We start from the raw sequence: 22664 nt of genomic DNA on the forward strand, positions 1-22664 counted from the left end.
TACTTGTTTAGACCTAGTATTACGTTGTTTTTTTACATAAGTTTCTAACAAAAGTTTACTCCATTTTTCATGAAAAATCAATTTTTACTGACATATTTATACTCTATACAATAGAAATCGTATTACTTTAGTACTATTCGGTTGACTTTCACATCTAAATAGAGTAATAAAATAGTAGCAAAGAAATATGAGGAGGGAAAAATGTCAAAGATACTAATTGATAATCAAAAATTATCCATAGAGGATATAGTAAATGTAGCTAGGTTTAACTTCAAGGTGAAATTAGGTAATGGTGCAAAAGATAGAATCAATACAGCCCGAGCTGTGGTAGATAAATTTGTTGCTGAAGAGAGAGTGTCATATGGTATCACAACTGGGTTTGGTAAATTTTCTGATGTAGTTATCTCAAAGGAAGAGACAAATGATCTTCAGAGAAATCTTATTATAAGTCATGCTTGCGGGGTAGGAGAGCCCTTTGCAGAAGAGATTGTAAGAGCCATGATGGTCCTTCGTGTAAACTCATTGACAAAGGGGAATTCTGGTATCAGACTATTAACTGTGGAAAAATTAATTGAACTTTTAAATAAAGAGGTACACCCGGTAGTACCTGAAAAGGGATCTCTGGGAGCTTCAGGAGACTTGGCTCCATTATCTCACATGGTATTAACAATGCTTGGATTAGGAGAAGCTTTCTATAAGGGTGAAAGGATGGATAGTATTAAAGCTCTTGAACTGGCAGGAATAGAACCATTGCCATACTTGACTTCTAAAGAGGGATTAGCTTTAATCAACGGGACTCAGGCTATGACAGCTGTAGGAGTTTTGACTATCTATGACGCATTAAATTTAGCTAAGATAGCTGATATTGCAGGAGCATTGACTATGGAAGCTCTTACAGGAATTAAATGTGCATTAGACCCTAGGGTACACGAGATAAGAGGTCACAGCGGTCAGATAGATACGGCTAAAAACCTTATAAACTTAATAGACGGAAGTAAGATGATTACTAAACAGGGAGACTTAAGGGTTCAAGATGCATATGCTCTTAGGTGTATGCCGCAAATTCACGGAGCAAGTAAGGATGCACTAAGATTTATAAAGGAAAGAATAGAGATAGAGGTAAACGCTGTGACAGATAACCCGTTGATCTTCCCTGAAACAGAGGAAGCTATCTCAGCAGGAAACTTTCATGGACAGCCTATGGCACTGCCACTGGATTATATGGGAATAGCATTGGCAGAATTAGCCAATGTTTCTGAGAGAAGACTGGAAAGACTGGTAAATCCTGCATTAAGTAACGGATTGCCTGCATTTTTAACAAAATATGGAGGAGTACACTCTGGATTTATGATTGTACAATATAGTGCTGCATCAGTGGTATCAGAAAACAAAGTATTAGCACATCCTGCTTCGGTAGACTCTATACCATCTTCTGCAAACCAAGAGGATCATGTATCTATGGGAACAATTGCAGGTAGAAAAGCCAGAGATATTATGAAAAATGCAAGAAATGTAATAGCTATGGAGATATTAGGAGCTTGTCAGGCAATAGATCTTAGAGAGGAAAACTTCTTAGGAAAAGGAACTGAAATTGCTTATAACTTTATCAGGGAAGATGTGAAGTTTATTGATGAAGATGTAGTGATGTATAAATATATAAATAAGTGTTATGAGCTGATTTCTAGCAAAGAGATTATAGATAGAGTAGAGGGAGTAGTAGGAAAACTACTATAGTTTTAGAAAAATCAAGGATTAAAAATTTATAACTAATAAAAGGAGATAATCATAATGTTTACAAATAACGATATAAAAGATGCAATGACTATAAAATTAACTGATATACCAAAGGAAACTCCTAAATTTGATTCTAAATACAGGAGAGCTCCTAAAAGAGATCTTACATTGTCTCAAGATGAAGTGGAATTAGCTATAAAAAATGCATTGAGGTATATACCGGAAGAATTTCATGCTGAACTGGCTCCTGAATTTTTAGAGGAACTATATGAAACTGGAAGGATTTACGGGTATAGATTTAGACCAGAAGGAAGGTTATCTGGGAAATCTATAGATGAATATAAAGGTAAGTGTATGGAAGGTAAAGCATTTCAAGTAATGATGGATAATAACTTAGATTTTGATATCTGCTTATATCCATATGAATTGGTAACTTATGGGGAAACAGGGCAGGTATGCCAAAACTGGATGCAATACCAATTGATTAAAAGATATTTAGAGGAATTAACTCAAGATCAGACACTGGTGATACAATCAGGGCATCCAATGGGATTATTCAGATCACACCCTTCTGCACCTAGAACTATTATTACAAATGCACTTATGGTAGGGATGTTTGATGACGATGAAAACTATATCAGAGCAGCTGCATTAGGAGTTGCAAACTATGGTCAAATGACTGCCGGTGGATGGATGTATATCGGACCGCAAGGGATAGTTCACGGGACTTATTCTACCATCTTAAATGCAGGTAGATTATTCTTAGGAGTACCTCAGGATGGAGATTTAAAAGGTAAACTATTTGTAACTTCTGGATTAGGAGGAATGTCAGGAGCCCAGGGTAAAGCTGTTGAGATTGCAAATGGTGTAGGAATAATTGCAGAGGTAGATTATTCAAGGATAGAAACCAGACATTCACAAGGATGGGTATCTAGTATAGCTCGTTCTCCAAAGGAAGCCTTTGACCAGGTACAGGATTATTTTAAAGCAGAAAAACCTGCTGCAATAGCATTTCATGGAAATATCGTGGACTTACTCGAGTATGCAGCAGATAACAATATAAATATAGATCTACTTTCTGACCAGACTTCTTGTCATGCAGTCTATGACGGTGGATATTGTCCGCAAGGGATCACTTTTGAGGAAAGAACTAGACTATTAGCAGAGGATAAAGACAAATTTATAGAATTGGTAAACAGAACACTGGTTAGTCATTATAATGTAATTAAAAAACTTACAGACAAGGGAACTTATTTCTTTGATTATGGAAATGCTTTCTTAAAATCTGTCTATGATGCCGGTGTAAAAGAGATCTCTAAAAATGGTAGAGATGATAAAGGTGGATTTATCTACCCTTCTTACGTAGAAGATGTATTGGGGCCTGAATTATTTGATTATGGATATGGACCATTTAGATGGGTCTGCCTAAGCGGTAAAAAAGAAGATCTATTAAAAACAGATGCAGCTGCTATGAGTTGTATCGATCCTAATAGAAGATATCAGGATAGAGATAACTATATCTGGGTGAGAGATGCTGATAAAAATGGATTAGTAGTAGGAACTCAAGCCAGAATCTTATACCAGGATGCCATGGGAAGAACCAATATTGCACTGAAATTTAATGAGATGGTAAGAAATGGAGAGGTTGGTCCTATCATGCTTGGACGTGACCATCATGATGTTTCAGGAACAGATTCACCATTTAGAGAAACTTCTAATATCAAGGATGGATCAAATATAATGGCAGATATGGCTACCCATTGTTTTGCCGGAAATGCAGCTCGTGGAATGAGTCTTATTGCTCTTCACAATGGTGGTGGAGTAGGTATAGGTAAATCTATCAACGGTGGATTTGGAATGGTATTAGACGGCTCTAAGAGAGTCGACGACATCTTGTATCAGGCTATGCCATGGGATGTAATGGGAGGAGTTGCCAGACGTGCCTGGGCTAGAAATAAGAACTCTATCACTACATCTATGGAATATAATAAAAATAATGCAGGAACAGATCATATTACCCTGCCTTATATTCCAAGTGAAGATTTGATTAAAAATTTAGTAGCCAAGAAATTTAACTAGGTTTTTTTATCCTTTATTGTCCTAAGGGGCTAGGATGAAACATTAATTTTAATAATATAAAAGAGGTAGATTTCAGTGAAATCTACCTCTTTTTAGGTGGGAAAAAATGTTCTTGCTAGGAAATTTCACTCTCTCGTAGAGAAAAAAACTCTTTTTTATTCTCAGCCTTGATTTCTCTCGATTCATGAGTGCGAAAAATTTACTTTTAATAAAAGTAGATTTTACGATGTGAAGGGAGGAAGCTAGGAGGAGGATAATCAAAACTTTTCTTTGTCACAGATTACACAGAATTTTGAAATTTTTTTAACCTTTTATTTTGAAATTTATAGTCGTTGAGTTTCACTCTTTAATTTTAAAGGCGATACTGCTTTTACATTAATTATTCTACTAAGAGTGATATACAGATTAAGTTCCACAGTGAAATGAGGATTGTAGCCCATAATCCTTATTGGCGTTTTCTCTAGTATTAGAGAAAACTATAGCGATTCTTTCAAAGAAAAAATATCCAAAGAATCTAAGGATCACAATATTTTTAATTGACAAAAGAAAGGATAACTAGTATATTGAAAAAGTTACAAGAATATGACGGAGGTGATTTAAATATGGAAACTACAGTAATAGGACTATAATTTAAGCAGAAAATAATATATCACTGTTTTATTATAGCCTTAATTTATCTAAAATAAATTAATATGAGGTGAGTGATATTTTGAATAAAATAAATATAACAGATTTAAGTTTTTCCTATGAGAATCCCTATAAGGAGATATTCAACAAGTTAAATATAGAGATTGATACATCGTGGAAAACTATAATCTATGGAAAAAACGGCAGGGGAAAGAGTACGCTGTTAAAACTAATAGATGGCGAACTGATCAAAGACGGAGGAAAGATAAAGTGTGATAAAACATTTTTTAACTTCTCTTTCCAGCAGAAAGCAGAGGGAAATACCAGGGTATTGGAGTTTATCAAAGATAATTTAGCCCCCTATAAACTCTATGAAGATGAGATGGAAAGGCTATTATTAGATCCAACTGAAGATAACTTGATTAAATATGGGGAAATCGAGGAAAAATACCGGGAATTAGACGGGTATCAAATTGAAAATTTAATAGAAAAAGAGCTGTTAAATATAAAATTAGATCTGAATATCTTAAATAGATTTTATAACTCTCTCAGCGGGGGAGAAAAAACAAAGATACAGTTAATCTCATTATTTTTAAAGAAAAACAGTTTCCCCCTTATAGATGAACCGACAAATCATTTAGATATTGAATCCAGAAAATTAATAGGAGAATATTTAAAGGATCAGAAGAGAGGATTTATCTGTATATCCCATGACAGGAATTTTTTGAATACAGTAGGAGATCACATCCTTCATCTGCACAGTAAAAGAGAGGCTAAAATTTATAATACAACATTCTTTAAATTTGAAGAAAACTACCTACAGTTATTAGAATCAGAAAAGAAAAAAAATGAAAATCTAAAATCTAATATAAAGAAAAAAGAAGATAGCTTTAAACAAAAATCTGAATGGGCTGAAAAAGCTCAGAGGAAGATGGCAAAAACTCCTGCTAGTGGAAGCAAAGGTGGGTTAGAACTTTTAGGAGTAAGGGCTAAGGCACTTATGAAAAGCGCCAAAGGGTATGAAAAAAAAGCTCGTGAACACATTGAAGCTAAGAAAAAACTAGTTAAAAATTTTGAGAAAGAGTATGAAATAAAATTTAAAGATGTTAAACTCTTGCCTCAAAAGATTTTAAGGGTGGATAACCTAGATATCAGCTATGGAGATAAAAAAATCATATCAAATTTATCCTTTAGTATAGACCGGGGTGAAAGAGTAGCGATTATCGGCCCCAATGGGAGCGGGAAAACAAGTATCTTTAAAGCTGTTTTAAATCAGATAAAGTTTACTGGAAATATATTTATCGATTCCAGAATAAATATAGGTTATCTTCCTCAGGAGCTTCTGCCGAAGGATATGACACTAGAGGAATTTCTGATCGATTCAAATATTGATATCAAGTTATTTACTCCTTTTTTAGCCGCTTTTGATATCCGGGGGAACTTACTCGGTAAAGATACATCCCTTCTCAGTCAGGGGGAAACTAGAAAACTGTACATGGCACTGAACATCTACTTAGAAAAAGATTTTTTCATATGGGATGAGCCATTAAATTTTTTGGATCTTCATACCCGTACAAGAATTGAGAAAGCTATATTAAAATACAATCCAACTATTCTATTTATAGAGCATGATGATCTATTTGTAGAAAGGGTAGCAAATAAGATTATTACTTTGAAATAAGGTTTAGTGGGTATTAGTTCAAAGGGTGAATTACTATAGAATGAAAAAAAGAGTCTAAATTTTAGACTCTTTTTCCTATATTACCTCTAAATAATTTTACAAAGCAAAAGGGAAAGGGTTAGAAGAATATCTCACTTATAGCCTGAGCTAACTCTTCTACATCTATATTTAAGTTTAAACTTTCCTTAAGGTATTTTACCTTTTCTATTTCAACCAGGTATTTTTTATCGGCTTTTGAATTTTCCTGAATGCCGTTATTTTTTAAATTTTCAATCTCCACCTCTGTGATCAAAACATCTAAAAATTGTTGCCCGTAATTTTCAAATTTCTGGTTACCGATTCCCTTAATTTTTAACATCTCCCATCTGTTAATGGGTTTTTTGTCGGCCAATTCCATAAGGGTCACATCTGATAGGAGAACATATGGAGCTATGCCCTCTTTTTCTGCGATCTCACGCCGTACTTCATTTAACCTTTCAAAGATAGGGTTTTCATAATAATCAAAGGATACAACCTCATTTTTCTTTCGAAGCACCTGAATATTCCCATTGAGAACATCAAATGATTTTTCATTTAATTTAAGTACCGGATAGGATCCAGCTGTTTGATCTATATATCCCTCAGAGATAAGGTAGTTGATAAACTCCTCCAACAGGTTCTTATCATAATCTTTAAAAATCCCAAAGGTTGAGATTTTATCCAATCCTTTTCTAGTGATTTTATCACTTATCTCACCTAACAGGAGACGGATAACCATCCTAATCCCAATGTTTTCCTTGGATCTACCGATACATGAGAGGACTTTTTGTGTGTCTACAGTATTATTTTCAACATCCTTTAGACCAGTACAATTACTGCAATTCCCACAATAATTTTTTATCCTCCTGTCACCAAAATACTTTAATGAATATTCTCGTAAACAAGATTTTATCTCAGTATAGGCTACCATCTTATCTAATTTTTTTAATTTATTTCTCTTTAACTCCGGAGAGAGATCCCTATTCATATCTATAAAAAATTCTTGCGTGCCAATATCTTCAGGATAAAACATCAAGATACACTCTGCCTGCCCACCATCACGGCCGCCACGACCAGCTTCCTGGTAGTAACTTTCAATATCCTTGGGGATATTCCGGTGGATAACAAATCTTACGTTGGATTTATCGATCCCCATACCAAAGGCATTAGTTGCAATCATAACTCTGATATCTCCAGTTATGAATTTATTCTGGAATTTTTTACGTTCCTCATCGGTTAGTCCTGCGTGATATTTTCCAACACTGAAATGCTTTAATCTCAGATAGGCATAGAGGTTATCTACTTCTTTTCGTGTAGAAGCATAGATGATCCCGGGAGCTTTCCTATGGGTATCTAAATAATCTACTAAAAATGATTCGGCATCTTCATTTTTTACTACTTTAAAGAATAGATTCTTTCGGTCAAAGCCTCCTACAAATATCTTAGGATTGCTCATCTCTAATAGGTCTATGATATCTTCCTTTACCTTTGGAGTAGCTGTAGCAGTAAATGCAGTTATCTGTATATTCTGGCCCAATTTTTCAATAAATTTAGGGATCTCCAGATAAGATTTTCTAAAATCATGTCCCCATTGGGATATACAGTGGGCCTCATCTACAGCAACCATTCCTATCTGAAGACCAGCCAGCAGATTTGTAAACTTAGCATTGAGAAGCCTTTCAGGAGCTATATAAAGAAGTTTCAGTTTGTTTTGCCGTAACTGCCTGATGATATCTACATATTCCTCCTTTGAGAGAGAGCTGTTTATAAAAGCAGAAGGGATATTAGAGATCTTAAGGGTATCTACCTGATCTTTCATGAGGGAGATCAGAGGAGAGATGACTATGGTAAGTTTAGGTGAGAGTAATGCCGGAATCTGATAACAAATAGATTTTCCGCTGCCGGTTGGGATTATACCTAAAAGATTTCTTCCATCCAAAATAGAGGAGATGATCTCCTCTTGATTGGTTCTAAATTTTTTATATCCAAAATATTGAAACAATACCTTCTCAGCTTTTTTTAACATAATCTACCTCTTTCTTTGGGTTACATATTATATATATTATCATTGTTATTAATTATTAGGTGCAATTTCTTTCTCTGGATTGTGCATATGGATATCCATCTGCGGGAATGGAATACTTATACCATCTTCATCAAACCTAAGTTTTGCTGATTCCATGACATCGTAGTAGACTCCCCAATAATCTTCAGATTTACACCAAACTCTAAAGGTAATGTTTACTGAACTATCAGCTAACTCCCTCAACCTAATGGTCTTATCTACCCTCTGTGAAATTTGAGGGTGAGATTCGGCTATCTCTGTCAATATTTTTATAGCCTTTTTGAAATCATCGTTATAAGAGATTCCAAATAAAAGATCTACCCTTCTCATCTTATTCTTTGTATAGTTTATTATTTGATGGGAAGTAGCCAGACCATTTGGAACCAGGATCCTCTTATTATCTATTGTATTCAGTGTTGTAGCAAAAACATTTATCTCGTGGACACTCCCGCTCTGACCGTCAATTTCTATAAAATCACCTATTTCATAGGCTTTAAATACTATTAATATGACTCCGCCGGCAAAATTTGCCAGTGTGTCTTTCAGTGCTAAACCAATACCTAAACCTGCACCTCCTAGAAGTCCTACAAAAGCAGTCTGTTTTACACCTATTATCAGAAGTGCAATCATGATAGCTATAAAATTTAAAGATAATCTCAAGATCGATCTGGAAAAAGTATGTAGGGATTTATTAGAGTCTTTTCTATCCAATTGTTCATATTTTTTCATTAGAGTATCTATAATTTTTCTAAAGATAAGAAAGACTAAAACTGCAATAATTGCCCGTACAGAAAATAAGATGATTTGTTCAATAAGTCCTGCAAATCTGTCGGTATCGGTAAGTAATTCATATATTTTTTTTAAAAATGTATTTTGTTCTGTCATTATTTTTTCTCCTTAATTGTTCTTGCAATTCTAAATCCATAATAGATATCCTTGGTATTGGGAGAAAGTTCATCTCTGAAGGTTAATTGAGTATCACTCATTATACTGTTAAATGAACCACCTCTTAATATTTTTAACGATCCATACTTAGGTCCTATACTGTTTATCCTCTCTATTCCTGAATAAACACCGCTATTGTCATTAATCCACTCCCAGACATTTCCGCTCATATCATAGATTCCTAATTCATTTGGCATTTTTGTGGCTACTTCATGAGTTTTATCCATTGAATTGTCGGAATACCAGCTTACTGCTCCTACATCATTTGATCCGCTGAATAGGGTAGGTCTAGATTTTATACCTCCCTTCCCGGCAAATTCCCACTCAATCTCAGTGGGCAGTCTATATCCTGTAACTTTAGTTATATCCCGGGTTCTATTCCCGTCTGAATCGATAAGATTCCCATTTTTATCATAGGCCGGCGGCAGATTTTCTTTTTTGGATAACCAATTTAAAAACCCTATAGTGTCATTCCAAGTAACATTAATAACTGGTCTAGTCTTACGTCCCCAGCCATTATCATCTACAAGGGGCAGCCTCATATCTCTGGTATATTGATCGTAGATATCAAAAGTCACTGGTGTTTTCCCGATAAAGTAATCATATTGGATAAAGGCCTCCTGTGTAGGAGATGAAAACTTCCACAGTTTACTAGTCTCGTCTCCTAGTATAAATGAACCTCTTTCGACTTTAACTGTTTCTAGATCTTTTCTAGAAGTCGTCTCAAATTCAAAGGTGAAATCATTTTTTAATTTATTTTCATCGACTCCTGTAATAGATTTTTTTAGTTTTACCTTATATGTTGTATTTAATTTTAACGGCTGATCAGGTATAAATCTCAGTGATTTAGAGTTTTTCTCGTATGTAAGGTTGCCTGAAATAGGCCTTCCATCCAATAAAACTTCTAAACTGTCCTTATAATTTTTAGGCTCTATATTTAGTGCGACCTCTATCACAGTATTTAAATTTATGGTTTCCCCTACTGGGTAGTGTGAAACTACATTGAACTTTTTAGGCAGTTCAGAAATATAGGTTATATAATTGGAATACTCCCCTTTATAAAGAGCTCTAACCCTGTAATTACCTGGATTTTTTGTAGTCAATGATTTTGTTTCAGATATATTTTTTCCTTGAGGATCTACCAGGGTAAAATCATCTATATTCCGAGTTATTCCATTCTGATCCCTTCCATCCAAGGTAAAGCTTATTTGATCTACTCCATTGGCGAGGAGATCAACTTTATCTGCCTTTAAATTTAAAGTATTAATTTTTTCATATGCAGTTATTTTTCCCTTCTCACTTTCAAATTTCCCGGATCTGGCAATGACTGTATACTTTCCTGTGTTTTTTGTTTTAAACAGATTAGTGGAAACTTCTTTTCCATTTATATAGAGGATTACACTGTCATTCCATTTATTTCCCTGGTCATCTGTGGTTCCTATAATTATTTCATCGATTCCATCAGCTAAAATTCTTGATTTAGAAAGGGAGATCTTTAATTGTTTATTTTCTTTTATAAATTTTACTTTGGTTTTTGTTTTGAGATTTCCATAGATCAGAGTTATTTCAAAAGTTTTATCCTCGTTGGATCTCAGGATAAATTCACTGCTTTCAACTCCATCAATCAGAAGATTTACTTCTTTTTTATCGATATTTCTAAGGGGGACACCATTATCATCCTCTATCCTATAGGTAATCCTTATCTCATCTTGTCCATCGGCTAAAGCTGTGGTCTTATTCAGGATCATCTTCATGGATTTTGCCTTAAAACCCTCCTGTCCATATGAAAATCCAAACAATATCAATAAGGATAATATTATCCCGATTTTTCTTATATATTTCATAACTAATCTCCTTTATTTAATTTTTTTGAATCCGTTATAGAGGAGTCCTCCTTGTCCGTGGCTTCCGCTGGAATATTTAGATCCGTACACATATATATCCCCGTGACAAGACTTCATCAGTCTTCGAAGAATCCCCATGGTATTTATTTTTTCAATATAAAACTGGTCCTCTATGGAGAACCTGTCACCCTTCCAAGTTTTAGAAAGTACCCATGAATTTTGAAGGATATTTTTTGTATCCGGAATAAAATTTTTATTTCTTATGTCTGTCCAAATTTGATATTTCGAGTCTCTTCCAGAGTTTATATAGGCATAGGGGGTTGATATAGAGAGGTATTCTCCGTTTAACCTTTCATCTAACTCTATCAAACTTTCCGATGCTTTGGCACCATCCCGTAAAAACTTTATAAATTCATAGTTAAGGTCCTTGATATTTTCAAAATTATGGAGAGTTTCAATAAATTTTTTAGATGAGTCAATTAACTCTCTGCATCCCTTTATATTCTTAAAAAACTCTTCTTCACCTGCAATAAGTTCAATATATAGAGTTTCAAAAAAATCATATAACTCAATATCTTTAGGAATTTCATTAAATATTCCTCTTATTTTATCATATTTATCTATATTTTGTTGAGGGATTCGTTTTCTGATCTCCTGACTGTCTATATTGATCAGTCTATACCTGTCTCTGCTGCGGCTTCCTATATAATTAGCCAGAAGTGCACTTCTGATGGAATCCAATCCCAGAGCAAGATTGAAAAATACCTTAATTTCGTCAAAATTTAAATTTATTTCTTTAAATTCATAGAATAATATACTGGTTGTAACCAAGATATAGGCATAGGGATTATCTAAAATTCTCTCATTTCTTCCTATATTCATATATTTAAACCCTCTTTCCTGACTTATCTTTTCTAAGGCAAACTCCAATACCAAGTCATTTTGAGGAACAATTACCGATATATCTACTGGTGATACAGAATCATCTAGGAGCTCTAAAACCTTTTTAATAACCTTTTTGTTGTTTATACTTTTATATTCGTTTTCTATATCCAGATGGAGCTTCGGAAGACCTTCTATGGTTTCATAGGAATAGATTTTTTCCTCTAATCGGTCTAAAAATTTATTGGTTTCCAGATTTCTGATGTCTAATTTTATTCTTTTGTATTCTGAATTTATTATTGTTTTTTCTAAGTAGCCTGTGGAATAACTGTGGATTCCATAGGGCCCGTCTGTATTTAGAGTAACAATGAGACCTTTTAAATATTCTTTAATCTTATCTATAAAGTCGACTTCTGCTATTGATCCTATCTCACCTGAATCGACTAAAAGATAGGAAGTATTACTTTTAAAATTATCTAAGTAAAACTCATCTTCTAAAAGAAAATTGTTATACAGGTAGATAGAGGTTCCATAATCAAAACTTCCATTCTCCAATGTTTTTTCCATATATTTATCGATGGTTATGTTCATTTGATCATATAATTCACCCCTTTGAACTTCACCAAATGATTTTAATCTGTCGCCAATCTTAGTATATACAAGATTATTTAGGGATGCATCTAAGATATTGGATAGGAGTTTCTTTGAGATCTCTTCATTAGAAATATTTAACTCTCCTAAAAAACCTTGTTTTCTATAATATTCCACTGTTTTTCCCATGAGGCACTGAGAGGCTTCAAAGGTCATAAAAGTTGGGGTTATATTTAGTTTATGAATTTTTTTACTTTTTTTTAGGATTACCGGCCAGAATTTATTTAATTCATGCTGAACAAATCCAAAATAGGAATAGATCCTGTTTTCGCTGGAAAATTCCAAAGTTAAATTCTCTTTAAATTTTATAGCTTCCATCCTGTTTGCAATGAGTACTAAAATTTTATTTGAATCTATACCACTATTGATCATTTGAATATAATTTTTTTTTAGGAGGGTTGTTTTTCCAGATTTAGTGTCTCCCTCTATGAGTATTTTCATGGTAACCCCCTTGTAATTTTAATCTATGTTTTGATAGGTGTTAATTTACGGCAATAATATATATTTTTATATATTATTTTACACTATATTTACTGGGATTAATACCGATATAATTTTTTTATTTTATTGTAGGATTAATCTGGAATTCATAGTATAGTGTTATGGAAGTATGAAAAAACAAATTTTTAGGAGGTAAGAAATATGAAAAGGGTTAAAATTTTATTAGGAATGTTATTTTTGTTATCTAGTATGTCATTTGCAACTGGATTCCAATTTAACGTATTGGATAATCAGATGCCGGCTTCTCAAGATGTCAGCGGATTAAGATTAAACTTACTTTACGGTAAGACTGCCAATGTTAGTGGGTTAGATCTTCCTATTCTAGCTTTGGGAGAAGCTGATAATTTTACTGGGGTACAATTCCCTCTATTATTTATTGGAGCGAACAAGGTTAATAATTCATTTAAAGGAGTTGGATTTGGTTTAGCAAATATCCATGGTGGGGAATCTACAGGAGCTATTTTAGGAGCAGTAAATATGACTCATAATGTAAAAGGTCTTCAATGGGGAGCAGCAAATATTTCTGATGGAAGAACAACAGCAGATATTGGTTTTGTTAATATCTCAAAGGGAACTACATTCCAATTAGGTGTTTTCAATATGACAGATGATCTTACTGGAGTACAAATAGGTCTAATCAACATGGCTAAAACTGGGTTTTTACCAATATTCCCATTCTTTAATATCGATGGAAGAATATTCTAGAATTTAAATTTTTAAAGGGTGTCTCTAATGATTAATAGAGGCACTTTTTTTATTATCTAGTAAGTATACCGCAAGGGAGTCATAAAATATCTAGAGATAATAGTATATTTCGTGAACATAAGAATTTGCAGTAAAAATTTAGTTTTTACCTGTATGGATGCAAAGTAACGTTGCTTTTTTTATTGAGATAATCTGTAACTTTTTTTAAATACGTAGTACAATATTTAAAACACAAAATTAGGAGGAAAAATATGAAAAGAATTAAAATTTTATTGGGGATGATATGGTTAATTTCTACCATGACCTTTGCAGAAACTCCATTTCAATTGGGAGTACCAGGAACTAATATGCCGGCAGATCAAACTGTAAAAGGGGTAAGACTTAACTTGCTTTATGGAAAAAATACCAATATGAGCGGTTTGGACATAAATATTTTAGCTTTAGGTGAAACTGATAACTTTAAAGGGGTACAGTTAAGTCCATTTTGGATTGGAGCTAATAAGGTGAATAATTCATTTACAGGTGTAGGTATAGGTGCAGCTAACATTCATTTGGGACAGTCTACAGGTGTAGCTTTAGGAGTTGTTAACTATACCAATGATTTTACAGGTTTACAGTGGGGATTTGTTAACTTTAACCAGAAGAAATCAGTGATTAATTTAGGAGGGATCAACTTTAACCAGGGAGAGTCTATAGTTGATATTGGTTTTGTGAATTATGCAGAAAAAACTACTTTTCAACTTGGTTTTGTTAACTTTACCAATGACTTACAAGGTGTTCAAGTAGGATTTATTAACTTTGCAAAAAATGGATTTTTCCCGGTTTTCCCATTTTTTAATATAGATGGAAGACTGTAAGACCTCTTAAATAATTAAAATAAAAATAAGTTTATCTGCCTGTGACAGATAGACTTATTTTTATTTTTGGGGTATTTCTAAAATTTATTGATAAATTAAAGCTTATAAATTTTTCTATTACTACTAATTGTATGCAATGTCACTTTGCTTTTTTTTTCAATTAATTTTTAGAATTATAATAAAGGATAGGCAGATAAAAGAGAGAATATATAGGGTATGATATAAAAAACTGAAATAATATTTAATAGTTATTTAATAAAATATTTTAGGAGGGGAAATATGTGTGAATACTCGACATTAGCTGAACCGTATAAGATAAAGATGGTAGAAAAGATCAGTCTTATCTCTAAGGAGAAAAGGGAGGAAAGGATAGTAGAAGTAGGCTATAATCAATTTGGATTGAAGGCCGAAGATATCTTTATAGATCTTCTCACTGATTCTGGAACTGGAGCCATGAGCGATCACCAATGGTCAGCCCTGATGTTAGGAGATGAATCCTATGCAGGAAGCAGGAGTTTTTATCGACTGGAAAAATCAGTCCAAAATATTACAGGGTATAAATATTTTGTCCCAACCCATCAGGGTAGGGGTGCAGAAAATGTACTTTTCCCCCTTTTGATAAAAAAAGGCCAGTATAGCATATCCAATATGCACTTTGATACAACTAAGGCACATGTGGAATTAAAGGGTGGGAGAGCTATTGACTGCGTGATCCCAGAAGCCTATGACACTGCCCTCGATCATCCCTTCAAGGGGAATATGGACAACGACCGTTTAGAAAGTATCATATTAGAAAAAGGCTCAGAAAATATTGCTTTTATTATAATTACAATTACCTGCAACAGTGCCGGAGGACAGCCTGTTTCCCTAAAAAATATAAAAGAAACTAAGAAAATAGCCGACAGATATGGAATTAAAATAATCTTTGATTCTGCCAGGTTTGCAGAAAATGCCTATTTTATAAAAAAAAGAGAGAAAGAGTATGGGCACTGTTCTATTGTGGAGATTGTAAGAGAGGTTTTTTCCTATGGAGATGCCATTACCATGAGTGCTAAAAAAGACGGGATTGTGAATATGGGTGGGCTGATTGCTATAAAGGAAGATTTAGAACTATTTAATGGTGTCAGGGCCATGGTTGTTCCTATTGAAGGATTCCCTACCTATGGAGGACTTTCAGGGAGAGATATGGATGCTTTAGCCGTTGGATTTACAGAGGTTATAGAGGAATCATATTTGGCATCGAGAATAGGGCAGGTTGAATACCTTGGAAAACTGCTTTCAGAAGGAGGAGTCCCTATACAAAATCCTGTAGGAGGTCATGCAGTTTTTGTGGATGCCAAGAAGTTTTTACCTCACATACCCTATTATAATTTTCCTGCTCAGGCACTCTGTATAGAATTATATAGGGAAGCTGGTGTTAGAGGGGTAGAGATTGGATCATTTTTATTGGGAAATGACCCAGATACAGGAGAGCAGTTGGAATCTGCTATGGAACTACTGAGATTAACTATTCCTAGGAGGGTATATACTAATAATCATATGGATGTAGTGGCTAAGGCCTTGATTAATATCTATAAGAGAAGAGATGAAATAAAGGGGTATGAGATTGAGGAAGAACCAAAAATCCTAAGACACTTTACAGCTAAATTAAAACCGGTGAAATAATAATAAGAAAAAAGTATGAAAGGTCTGAAATTTTTCCATTCTCAGGAAAAATTTCAGACCTTTATTTATTGTTAAGAATCTCCAAAAGGACAAAATTATTTCCTATATAGTATTCTTTTTGAACTATCTTAAATCCCAGGGCATCTATAATATCTACAGTTTTTCTGTTTAAATGGCACCCCATAGCTATTTTTTTCCATACTGGAGTCAGGATATCCTGGATCACAGCTAAAATTTTATTCTTGTGTTTGATATGTTCTAAGACTAGGATCTTTCCGCCAGCCTTACAAACCCTCCTAATTTCCAGAAGTGCTTTTTTATTATCAGGAATTGTACAAAGAACCAGCATCACAACTACTGTATCAAATTCATTGTCTTTAAATTCTAAATTTTCTGCATCTCCTGAAATAACTTTTATTTTATTATTCTTTACTTTATTCAATGATTCTGTTCTTAATTTTTCGTCTGGTTCAATGGCAACAACATCATGTTTCCCATATAATTCAAAATTTACTCCTGTTCCCGAACCAATCTCTAAAATTTTGCCCTCAGCTTTAGATAATAATTTTTTTCGAAGTTTAGTTAAAAATTTTTTCTCTATAGGGTCCATAAAAAAATCATAACAGCATTTATTTCCCATTATTCCTCCTCCTTTTCTTAGTAAGAATCATATAAATATTTTAATATAACTTATTCTATAAAAATTAAGAGATTTGAGTCTTGTATTTTACAGGAATCAAATCTCTTAAATGATTAATTTATTTAAGAGAGAACATAAAAATTAGCCTTTTTTTGCTATTATTTCTATTTCAACTCTTCTATTATTTTCTCTTCCCTGTGAAGTAGAATTAGAAGTTATAGGGTATTTAGAACCTAAACCTTCGCTTGTGATCCTAGTTTTTTGTACTCCTCTTGATTTAAGGTATTTTGCAACACTGTCTGCTCTATTTTTGGATAAAGTCATATTGTAAGAATCTTTACCTGTGTTATCTGTATGTCCTGAAACAAATACATCAGTTTTATCATATTCGTTCAATACCTTAGATACCGAATCTAGGACTTCGTAGAAATTGCTTCTAACATCTGAGCTGCTGCTATTAAAAGTTAAGTTTCCTGGCATAACAAGCTGTAATTTATTATCAACTCTTTTTAAAGAAACTCCTGTTTTTTGAAGTTCTGCTCTCAGAGCTGCCTCCTGTCTGTCAAAATAATAACCCAGTCCAGCCCCTGCTAAAGCTCCTGCTGCTGCTCCTGTTAATGTTGATTCTGTGTCTTTTCCTGCTATTTGCCCTGCTGCTGCTCCTGCGATAACTCCACCTAGAGCATATTTACTGGTTTGGCTGAACTTTTCCTCACCTGTATATGGGTCGATACTTTTACACCCTGTGATAGCTATAACACCTAATAATAATAATGATATTTTTTTTTTCAATTTAATTACCCCATTTTTTAAAAATTTTTCTCTAAAAGAGATCTAATTATTATATTACGTAATAAATCTAAATTCAAGAATAAATTTAAAATCACAGATAATAAACTCAAATTGTGTTATTTCAAATTAAGAGAATTTGTCCTTTTAGATAGAAACTGGTAAACTAATTAAGGGAAAAAATAATTATTTTGATAAAAAGGGAGAAATTCATGAAAAAAATTTTGGTATTATGTATTGCTTTGATATTTACATCATGTATGGGAAAAGAGGTTGAACTAGGTGATTCTAAGTTAGAACTTAGAGGGGGGAAACTTTATTATAAAGAGAAGCTATTTACAGGAACACTTACCCAGAATATACCTCTGACCGATAAAAAGATGAAAATTTCATATGAAAAGGGAGTTATCACAACTAAATAAAAAAATATAAAAGGTCTAAAACTTTTCCCAGATAATGGAAAAGTTTTAGACCTTTATTTATTATTAAGAATCTTCAGCAAGATAGAATTATCTTAAATCTAAAGCCGCTAAGGAAAGGGCAGAAGGTTGAGTTACAACTTATTTTAATAGTTGTTTTGAGTAGTCGATAGCCTTTTCAAAGGAGTTATGGATATTGGATTTATCGACCAGTGAAATCAATTGATGTTTTTCAAAATCTTTTAAAACAGATTCATTAACTCCAGATAAAACAATTGTTACACCGTAGTCTTTTAATATCTTTATGACACCTTTAAGGTTTTCCAGACCAGTCGAATCAACAAAAGGGACATGACGCATACGGATTATCAAAACTTTACTCTTTAACCCTATTCTTTTTATTACCTCTGTATACTCCTTTACTGATGCAAAGAAAAGCGGACCGCTTATCTCATAGATCGAAATATCTTTAGGTAATTTTGAATAATCTTCAATTAGATCACTGTCAATTTCAAGGGGTATTTTCCCGCTAATATCAGCCATCCGTTTCATAAATAATAGTGCCGACAAAACTATTCCAACCTGTATAGCCACTGTTAAATCAACCAAAACAGTCAATATGAAAGTCGAAAGCAGAATAATAATGTCAAAAATTGATCCTTTCAGTATCGATCTGAATGAACGCCATTCACTCATATTGAAAGCTACAACAATTAATACTCCGGCAAGACAAGACATTGGAATTAATTTTGCCCATCTGCCGAATAAAAGCATAATTAATAGTAGTGTTATAGAGTGAACTATTCCTGAGATAGGGGTTCGTCCACCGATATTTACATTGGTAGCTGTCCTTGCAATAGCTCCTGTTGCAGGGATACCTCCGAAGAATGGAGTAACTATATTTGCTATCCCCTGTGCAATAAGTTCTGTATTGGATCTGTGGTTTCCGCTTATCATCCCGTCGGAAACAACGGCAGAGAGTAAAGATTCAATACTCCCCAGTAAGGCTATGGTAATGGCAGGGCCTATATATATAGCTAAATCACTGAAAGCAAAGGATGGTACTGTAAAGTTAAAATGATTTGGAATCTCCCCAAATGATGACTCTATTGTAGTAACTGGAAGATCGAATAACTGTACCCCCATTGTCATTACTATGATTGCAATAAATGAGCCTGGTATTTTATTTACTAATTTTTTTGAAAAAATAGTTATTAATATGGTGATCACTGTGACAGTTACAGCGGTCATATTTATTTCATCTATATGTGTAAAATAAAGTTTCCATTTTTCAATAAACTCAGATGGAACCTTGGTAATATTTAAACCCAGTGCATCTTTTATTTGTGTTGAAAAAATAACTAATGCAATTCCACTTGTAAACCCAATGATCAAAGAATTAGGAAAATATTTTAACAACCCTCCTAATTTTAATATCCCAAATACTATTAATATTATTCCGGCCATAATGGATGAAATAATTAAACCATTGATACCATATGTTTCTACGATACCAAATACAATAACAATAAAAGCTCCTGTTGGCCCCCCTATCTGTACTCTGCTTCCCCCAAGGAAAGAGATGATGAATCCTGCAATGATTGATGTTATTATTCCCCTTTCCGGTGAAACTCCTGAAGCAACTGCAAAGGCGATGGCAAGAGGTAAGGCAACAATGGCAACAACAATTCCAGCTAATATGTCAGAAGTGACTTGCTTTTTATCGAGACCTCCTTTAAATAAAGTGAATAGCTTTGGATTAAATACATGTTCCATTTTTTAGCCTCCTAAAATAATTTTATCCTGAATAAGTATGAATAATTGAAATAAAAATCAAAAATTCACATTTAATTAATTTCTAATTAAAATTTGCTTAAATCGCTAATATTATACAGATACAAGTCCATTATTGTCAAATAAATAAAAGAATAGTTCAAATTTTTTTATTTTAGATAAATTATCGACAGAAAAATATTCATATGTTATTCTTTTATTGAAAGTTTTGAAAGAAACTCTAGAAATTTTAAAAATAACAGGGGGATAAAAATGAGCTGTAACCAAGAAACATGTACATGCACAAATGTAGATTGCTCCAGACACGGGAAGTGCTGTGAGTGTATAAATTTTCATCTTGAGAAAGGAACACCTGTAAGCTGTATGAAAGAGATGTTGAAATCAAAAGAAAATTAAAAGAAAAAGATCTCTAAAAGTGTTAGAGATCTTTTTTTATAAATAGATCTCTGATTTCCTTGTGAAAAATATAAAATTATTTGCAAAAAATATTTTTATAGTATATAACTATATTAGTAATTGCTTATAAACTTATATGATGAGGGGGGAGTTAGTCGTGCTAAAATATATATTTTCTTTTGCTTGGCTGGATCAGGGAACAACATGGATTCTGAATAGGATTGGAGTAGATACAGGAGAAAGATTCGGCGGCTCCGTTCATTTCTTTATCTATGATACTATAAAAATTTTAATACTTCTTTCAATGATGGTATTTATAATATCGTATATGAGAAGTTATTTTTCTGTAGAAAGAACCAAAAAAATACTGGAGAAATTAGGTGGATTCAAGGCTCATGTGGCTGCCAGTCTCTTAGGAATAGTAACACCTTTTTGCTCATGTTCCAGTGTCCCGCTTTTCATAGGATTTATAGAAGGGGGGATACCCCTTGGTGTAACTTTTTCTTTTTTGATAACTTCTCCTATAGTAAATGAAGCTGCTTTTGTGATTCTTTTGGGAACTTTCGGACCGAAAATAGCCGGATACTATGTATTTTCAGGAGTAGTATTGGGAGTGGTAGGGGGATATATAATTCACCTTCTAAAATTGGAAAGGTACGTAGAGGAATATGTATATAAAATAAAGATGGGAGATACGGTCATAAAAACTCTTTCTAAAAGGGAGAGGATAGCATTTGCTAAATCCAATGTAAAAGATATAGTTGGAAGGATATGGAAATATCTCCTTATAGGAATAGGAATAGGGGCTCTCATCCATGGATGGGCTCCTGAAGAGATCCTTTCAAAGTATGCAGGGCCTGAAAATCCACTGGCAGTATTGTTTGCGACAGTTGTGGCTATTCCTCTCTATTCAAATGCAATGGGGACTATCCCAATTGCGGAAGCCCTTATAAATAAAGGGGTAGGGATGGGAACGGCAATGGCATTTATGATGGCAACCACAGCTCTGTCACTTCCTGAGATGATCCTTTTGAGAAAGGTTATAAAGCCTAAATTAATAACTGTATTCACAGGGATAACAGGAGTGGGGATAATAGCAGTTGGATATTTATTTAATATGATTATATAGGGGGGATTAAAAATGGAAATAAAGGTATTGGGAACAGGGTGTAAAAAATGTGACGACTTATATGATAATGTAATAAAGGCTCTTTCACAGGCCGGTAAGGATGCAGTGGTGGAAAAAGTGGAGGATATTGTATCCATAATGTCCTTTGGGGTGATGAGTAGTCCAGCTCTTGTTATCGATGGAGAGGTAGTATTGACTGGGAGAGTTGCTCAGATCGAAGAGATAATAAATTTTATTAAATAGTAAAATTATTGATTGTATAAAAAGGGGGAAACAATAGTGAAAAAGAAAAAACTTTATCTGCTTACAGGGTTTTTAGGAGCAGGAAAAACTACCACATTAAAGGGAATTTTAAAGGATCTGTCTCAAAGTAAAAATGCCGTTATTATGAATGAATTCGGGAAAACTGGGATAGATGGAAGTTTATTAAAAGAATTTGATATAGAACTTTCAGAGATCAACAGAGGATCTATTTTCTGCAGCTGTCTTCAAATTAATTTTGTTACTGAGCTTGCAAGGATATCCGAAACAGATGTGGACAGGGTATTTGTAGAGGGGTCGGGATTAGCAGATCCATCTAATATAGGAGAAATTTTAGAGGCTTTAAAGGCATATATGAAGGTAGAAGATAATCCGTATATCTATTCAGGAGCAATATGTATTGTAGATGCAAGAACATTTTTAGCTGAGGTAGATGGAATAGAGGCTATATCCAATCAGATACAACAGGCTCATATGGTAGTAATAAATAAATCTGATCTTGTAGAGGATACCACTGTTATAAGGGATAAAATAGCACTTATAAACCCTGATGCTGATATTCATAGAACAACTTTTGGAAAGATAGGAATAGAATTCTTTAAGAGGGAAGGAGATTTTTTACAAAATACCATAAAAAAGAAAACTACGAATACTGTAGATACAAAACCAAAAACATTTACTATGAATATTAAATCGGAAGTTTCTCATACTGAACTAAATAATTTTTTAGAAGAGATAGGTCCTATGGTTTACAGGGTAAAGGGGTTTACTCAGATAGAGGGAGACATGATGAAGGTTGATATGGTAGGAAGTATGATAGATATGGAGAAAAGTGCCCAAGGATGGGATGAATCTACCCTTGTCTTTCTGACTAAAAAAATAGAAGGAATGAGTGTACCTCAGATATTAAAAGGAATAATCAGTGCGTGGAAGAAAAATACCACAGCAGAGATGAAGATGATGAATGGATAGGAGCTAATAA

18 protein-coding genes are annotated in these 22664 nt (G+C 33.6%); 11 read left to right on the forward strand and 7 right to left on the reverse strand.

The window, feature by feature from the left end; genetic code table 11:
• Positions 1 to 201 precede the first annotated feature (201 nt).
• From hutH to NRK67_02760, 3 genes are all read left to right on the forward strand, one after another.
• Positions 202 to 1734: a histidine ammonia-lyase gene (gene hutH / locus NRK67_02750; protein ID UUV16839.1), complete on the forward strand. Its 1533-nt coding sequence runs from the start codon at positions 202 to 204 to the stop codon at positions 1732 to 1734.
• A gap of 54 nt (positions 1735 to 1788) precedes the next feature.
• Positions 1789 to 3813: a urocanate hydratase gene (locus NRK67_02755; protein UUV16840.1), complete on the forward strand. Its 2025-nt coding sequence runs from the start codon at positions 1789 to 1791 to the stop codon at positions 3811 to 3813.
• A gap of 709 nt (positions 3814 to 4522) precedes the next feature.
• On the forward strand, positions 4523 to 6121 hold the full coding sequence (locus NRK67_02760) for an ATP-binding cassette domain-containing protein (GenBank protein ID UUV16841.1): 1599 nt from the start codon (positions 4523 to 4525) through the stop codon (positions 6119 to 6121).
• 118 nt (positions 6122 to 6239) lie between these two features.
• On the opposite strand, the gene recQ is transcribed toward NRK67_02760, so the two are convergent.
• The 4 genes from recQ to NRK67_02780 are packed head-to-tail and all read right to left on the reverse strand — an operon-like array spanning position 6240 to position 12967.
• The gene (gene recQ / locus NRK67_02765) at positions 6240 to 8165 is read right to left on the reverse strand and encodes a DNA helicase RecQ (GenBank protein ID UUV16842.1); all 1926 of its coding nucleotides are present in this window, start codon (positions 8163 to 8165) and stop codon (positions 6240 to 6242) included.
• Positions 8166 to 8213: 48 nt separating this feature from the next.
• On the reverse strand, positions 8214 to 9089 hold the full coding sequence (locus NRK67_02770; protein UUV16843.1) for a mechanosensitive ion channel: 876 nt from the start codon (positions 9087 to 9089) through the stop codon (positions 8214 to 8216).
• Positions 9089 to 10993, reverse strand: a complete 1905-nt coding sequence (locus NRK67_02775) for an SUMF1/EgtB/PvdO family nonheme iron enzyme (GenBank protein UUV16844.1) — start codon at positions 10991 to 10993, stop codon at positions 9089 to 9091. Before NRK67_02775 ends, NRK67_02770 begins: the two co-directional genes overlap by 1 nt.
• A gap of 12 nt (positions 10994 to 11005) precedes the next feature.
• Positions 11006 to 12967, reverse strand: a complete 1962-nt coding sequence (locus NRK67_02780; protein ID UUV16845.1) for a hypothetical protein — start codon at positions 12965 to 12967, stop codon at positions 11006 to 11008.
• Positions 12968 to 13168: 201 nt separating this feature from the next.
• On the opposite strand from NRK67_02780, the gene NRK67_02785 reads away from it, so the two are divergent.
• The 3 genes from NRK67_02785 to NRK67_02795 all read left to right on the forward strand — a co-directional run bounded on the left by NRK67_02785 (position 13169) and on the right by NRK67_02795 (position 16254).
• On the forward strand, positions 13169 to 13732 hold the full coding sequence (locus NRK67_02785; protein UUV16846.1) for a phaC PHA synthase: 564 nt from the start codon (positions 13169 to 13171) through the stop codon (positions 13730 to 13732).
• A 251-nt stretch (positions 13733 to 13983) separates the two neighbouring features.
• Positions 13984 to 14589, forward strand: a complete 606-nt coding sequence (locus NRK67_02790) for a phaC PHA synthase (protein ID UUV16847.1) — start codon at positions 13984 to 13986, stop codon at positions 14587 to 14589.
• Positions 14590 to 14868: 279 nt separating this feature from the next.
• Positions 14869 to 16254: a tryptophanase gene (locus NRK67_02795; protein UUV16848.1), complete on the forward strand. Its 1386-nt coding sequence runs from the start codon at positions 14869 to 14871 to the stop codon at positions 16252 to 16254.
• A 61-nt stretch (positions 16255 to 16315) separates the two neighbouring features.
• On the opposite strand, the gene NRK67_02800 is transcribed toward NRK67_02795, so the two are convergent.
• Both NRK67_02800 and NRK67_02805 read right to left on the reverse strand, forming a co-directional pair.
• Entirely contained in the window at positions 16316 to 16894 is a 579-nt protein-coding gene (locus NRK67_02800) for a class I SAM-dependent methyltransferase (protein UUV16849.1), read from the reverse strand.
• A 141-nt stretch (positions 16895 to 17035) separates the two neighbouring features.
• Complete coding sequence (locus NRK67_02805; GenBank protein UUV16850.1) at positions 17036 to 17686, reverse strand: OmpA family protein; 651 nt, start codon at positions 17684 to 17686, stop codon at positions 17036 to 17038.
• 209 nt (positions 17687 to 17895) lie between these two features.
• Here NRK67_02805 and NRK67_02810 point away from each other — a divergent pair, with 209 nt between their 5' ends.
• Entirely contained in the window at positions 17896 to 18105 is a 210-nt protein-coding gene (locus tag NRK67_02810) for a hypothetical protein (protein UUV16851.1), read from the forward strand.
• Between the two features lie 138 nt (positions 18106 to 18243).
• Here NRK67_02810 and NRK67_02815 read toward each other — a convergent pair whose 3' ends face one another.
• Positions 18244 to 19878 carry a SulP family inorganic anion transporter gene (locus tag NRK67_02815; GenBank protein ID UUV16852.1) on the reverse strand — a complete coding sequence of 545 codons (1635 nt, stop codon included), beginning with the start codon at positions 19876 to 19878 and terminating at the stop codon, positions 18244 to 18246.
• A 270-nt stretch (positions 19879 to 20148) separates the two neighbouring features.
• Between NRK67_02815 and NRK67_02820 the strand changes: the two genes are divergently transcribed.
• From NRK67_02820 to NRK67_02835, 4 genes are all read left to right on the forward strand, one after another.
• Positions 20149 to 20292, forward strand: a complete 144-nt coding sequence (locus NRK67_02820; protein ID UUV16853.1) for a hypothetical protein — start codon at positions 20149 to 20151, stop codon at positions 20290 to 20292.
• A gap of 157 nt (positions 20293 to 20449) precedes the next feature.
• Positions 20450 to 21421, forward strand: a complete 972-nt coding sequence (locus tag NRK67_02825; protein ID UUV16854.1) for a permease — start codon at positions 20450 to 20452, stop codon at positions 21419 to 21421.
• Positions 21422 to 21433: 12 nt separating this feature from the next.
• On the forward strand, positions 21434 to 21664 hold the full coding sequence (locus tag NRK67_02830; GenBank protein ID UUV16855.1) for a thioredoxin family protein: 231 nt from the start codon (positions 21434 to 21436) through the stop codon (positions 21662 to 21664).
• A 36-nt stretch (positions 21665 to 21700) separates the two neighbouring features.
• Complete coding sequence (locus tag NRK67_02835) at positions 21701 to 22654, forward strand: GTP-binding protein (GenBank protein UUV16856.1); 954 nt, start codon at positions 21701 to 21703, stop codon at positions 22652 to 22654.
• The last annotated feature ends 10 nt before the right edge of the window (positions 22655 to 22664 follow it).

Source organism: Fusobacteria bacterium ZRK30, assembly GCA_024628785.1.
Taxonomy (GTDB): Bacteria; Fusobacteriota; Fusobacteriia; order Fusobacteriales; family Fusobacteriaceae; genus Psychrilyobacter.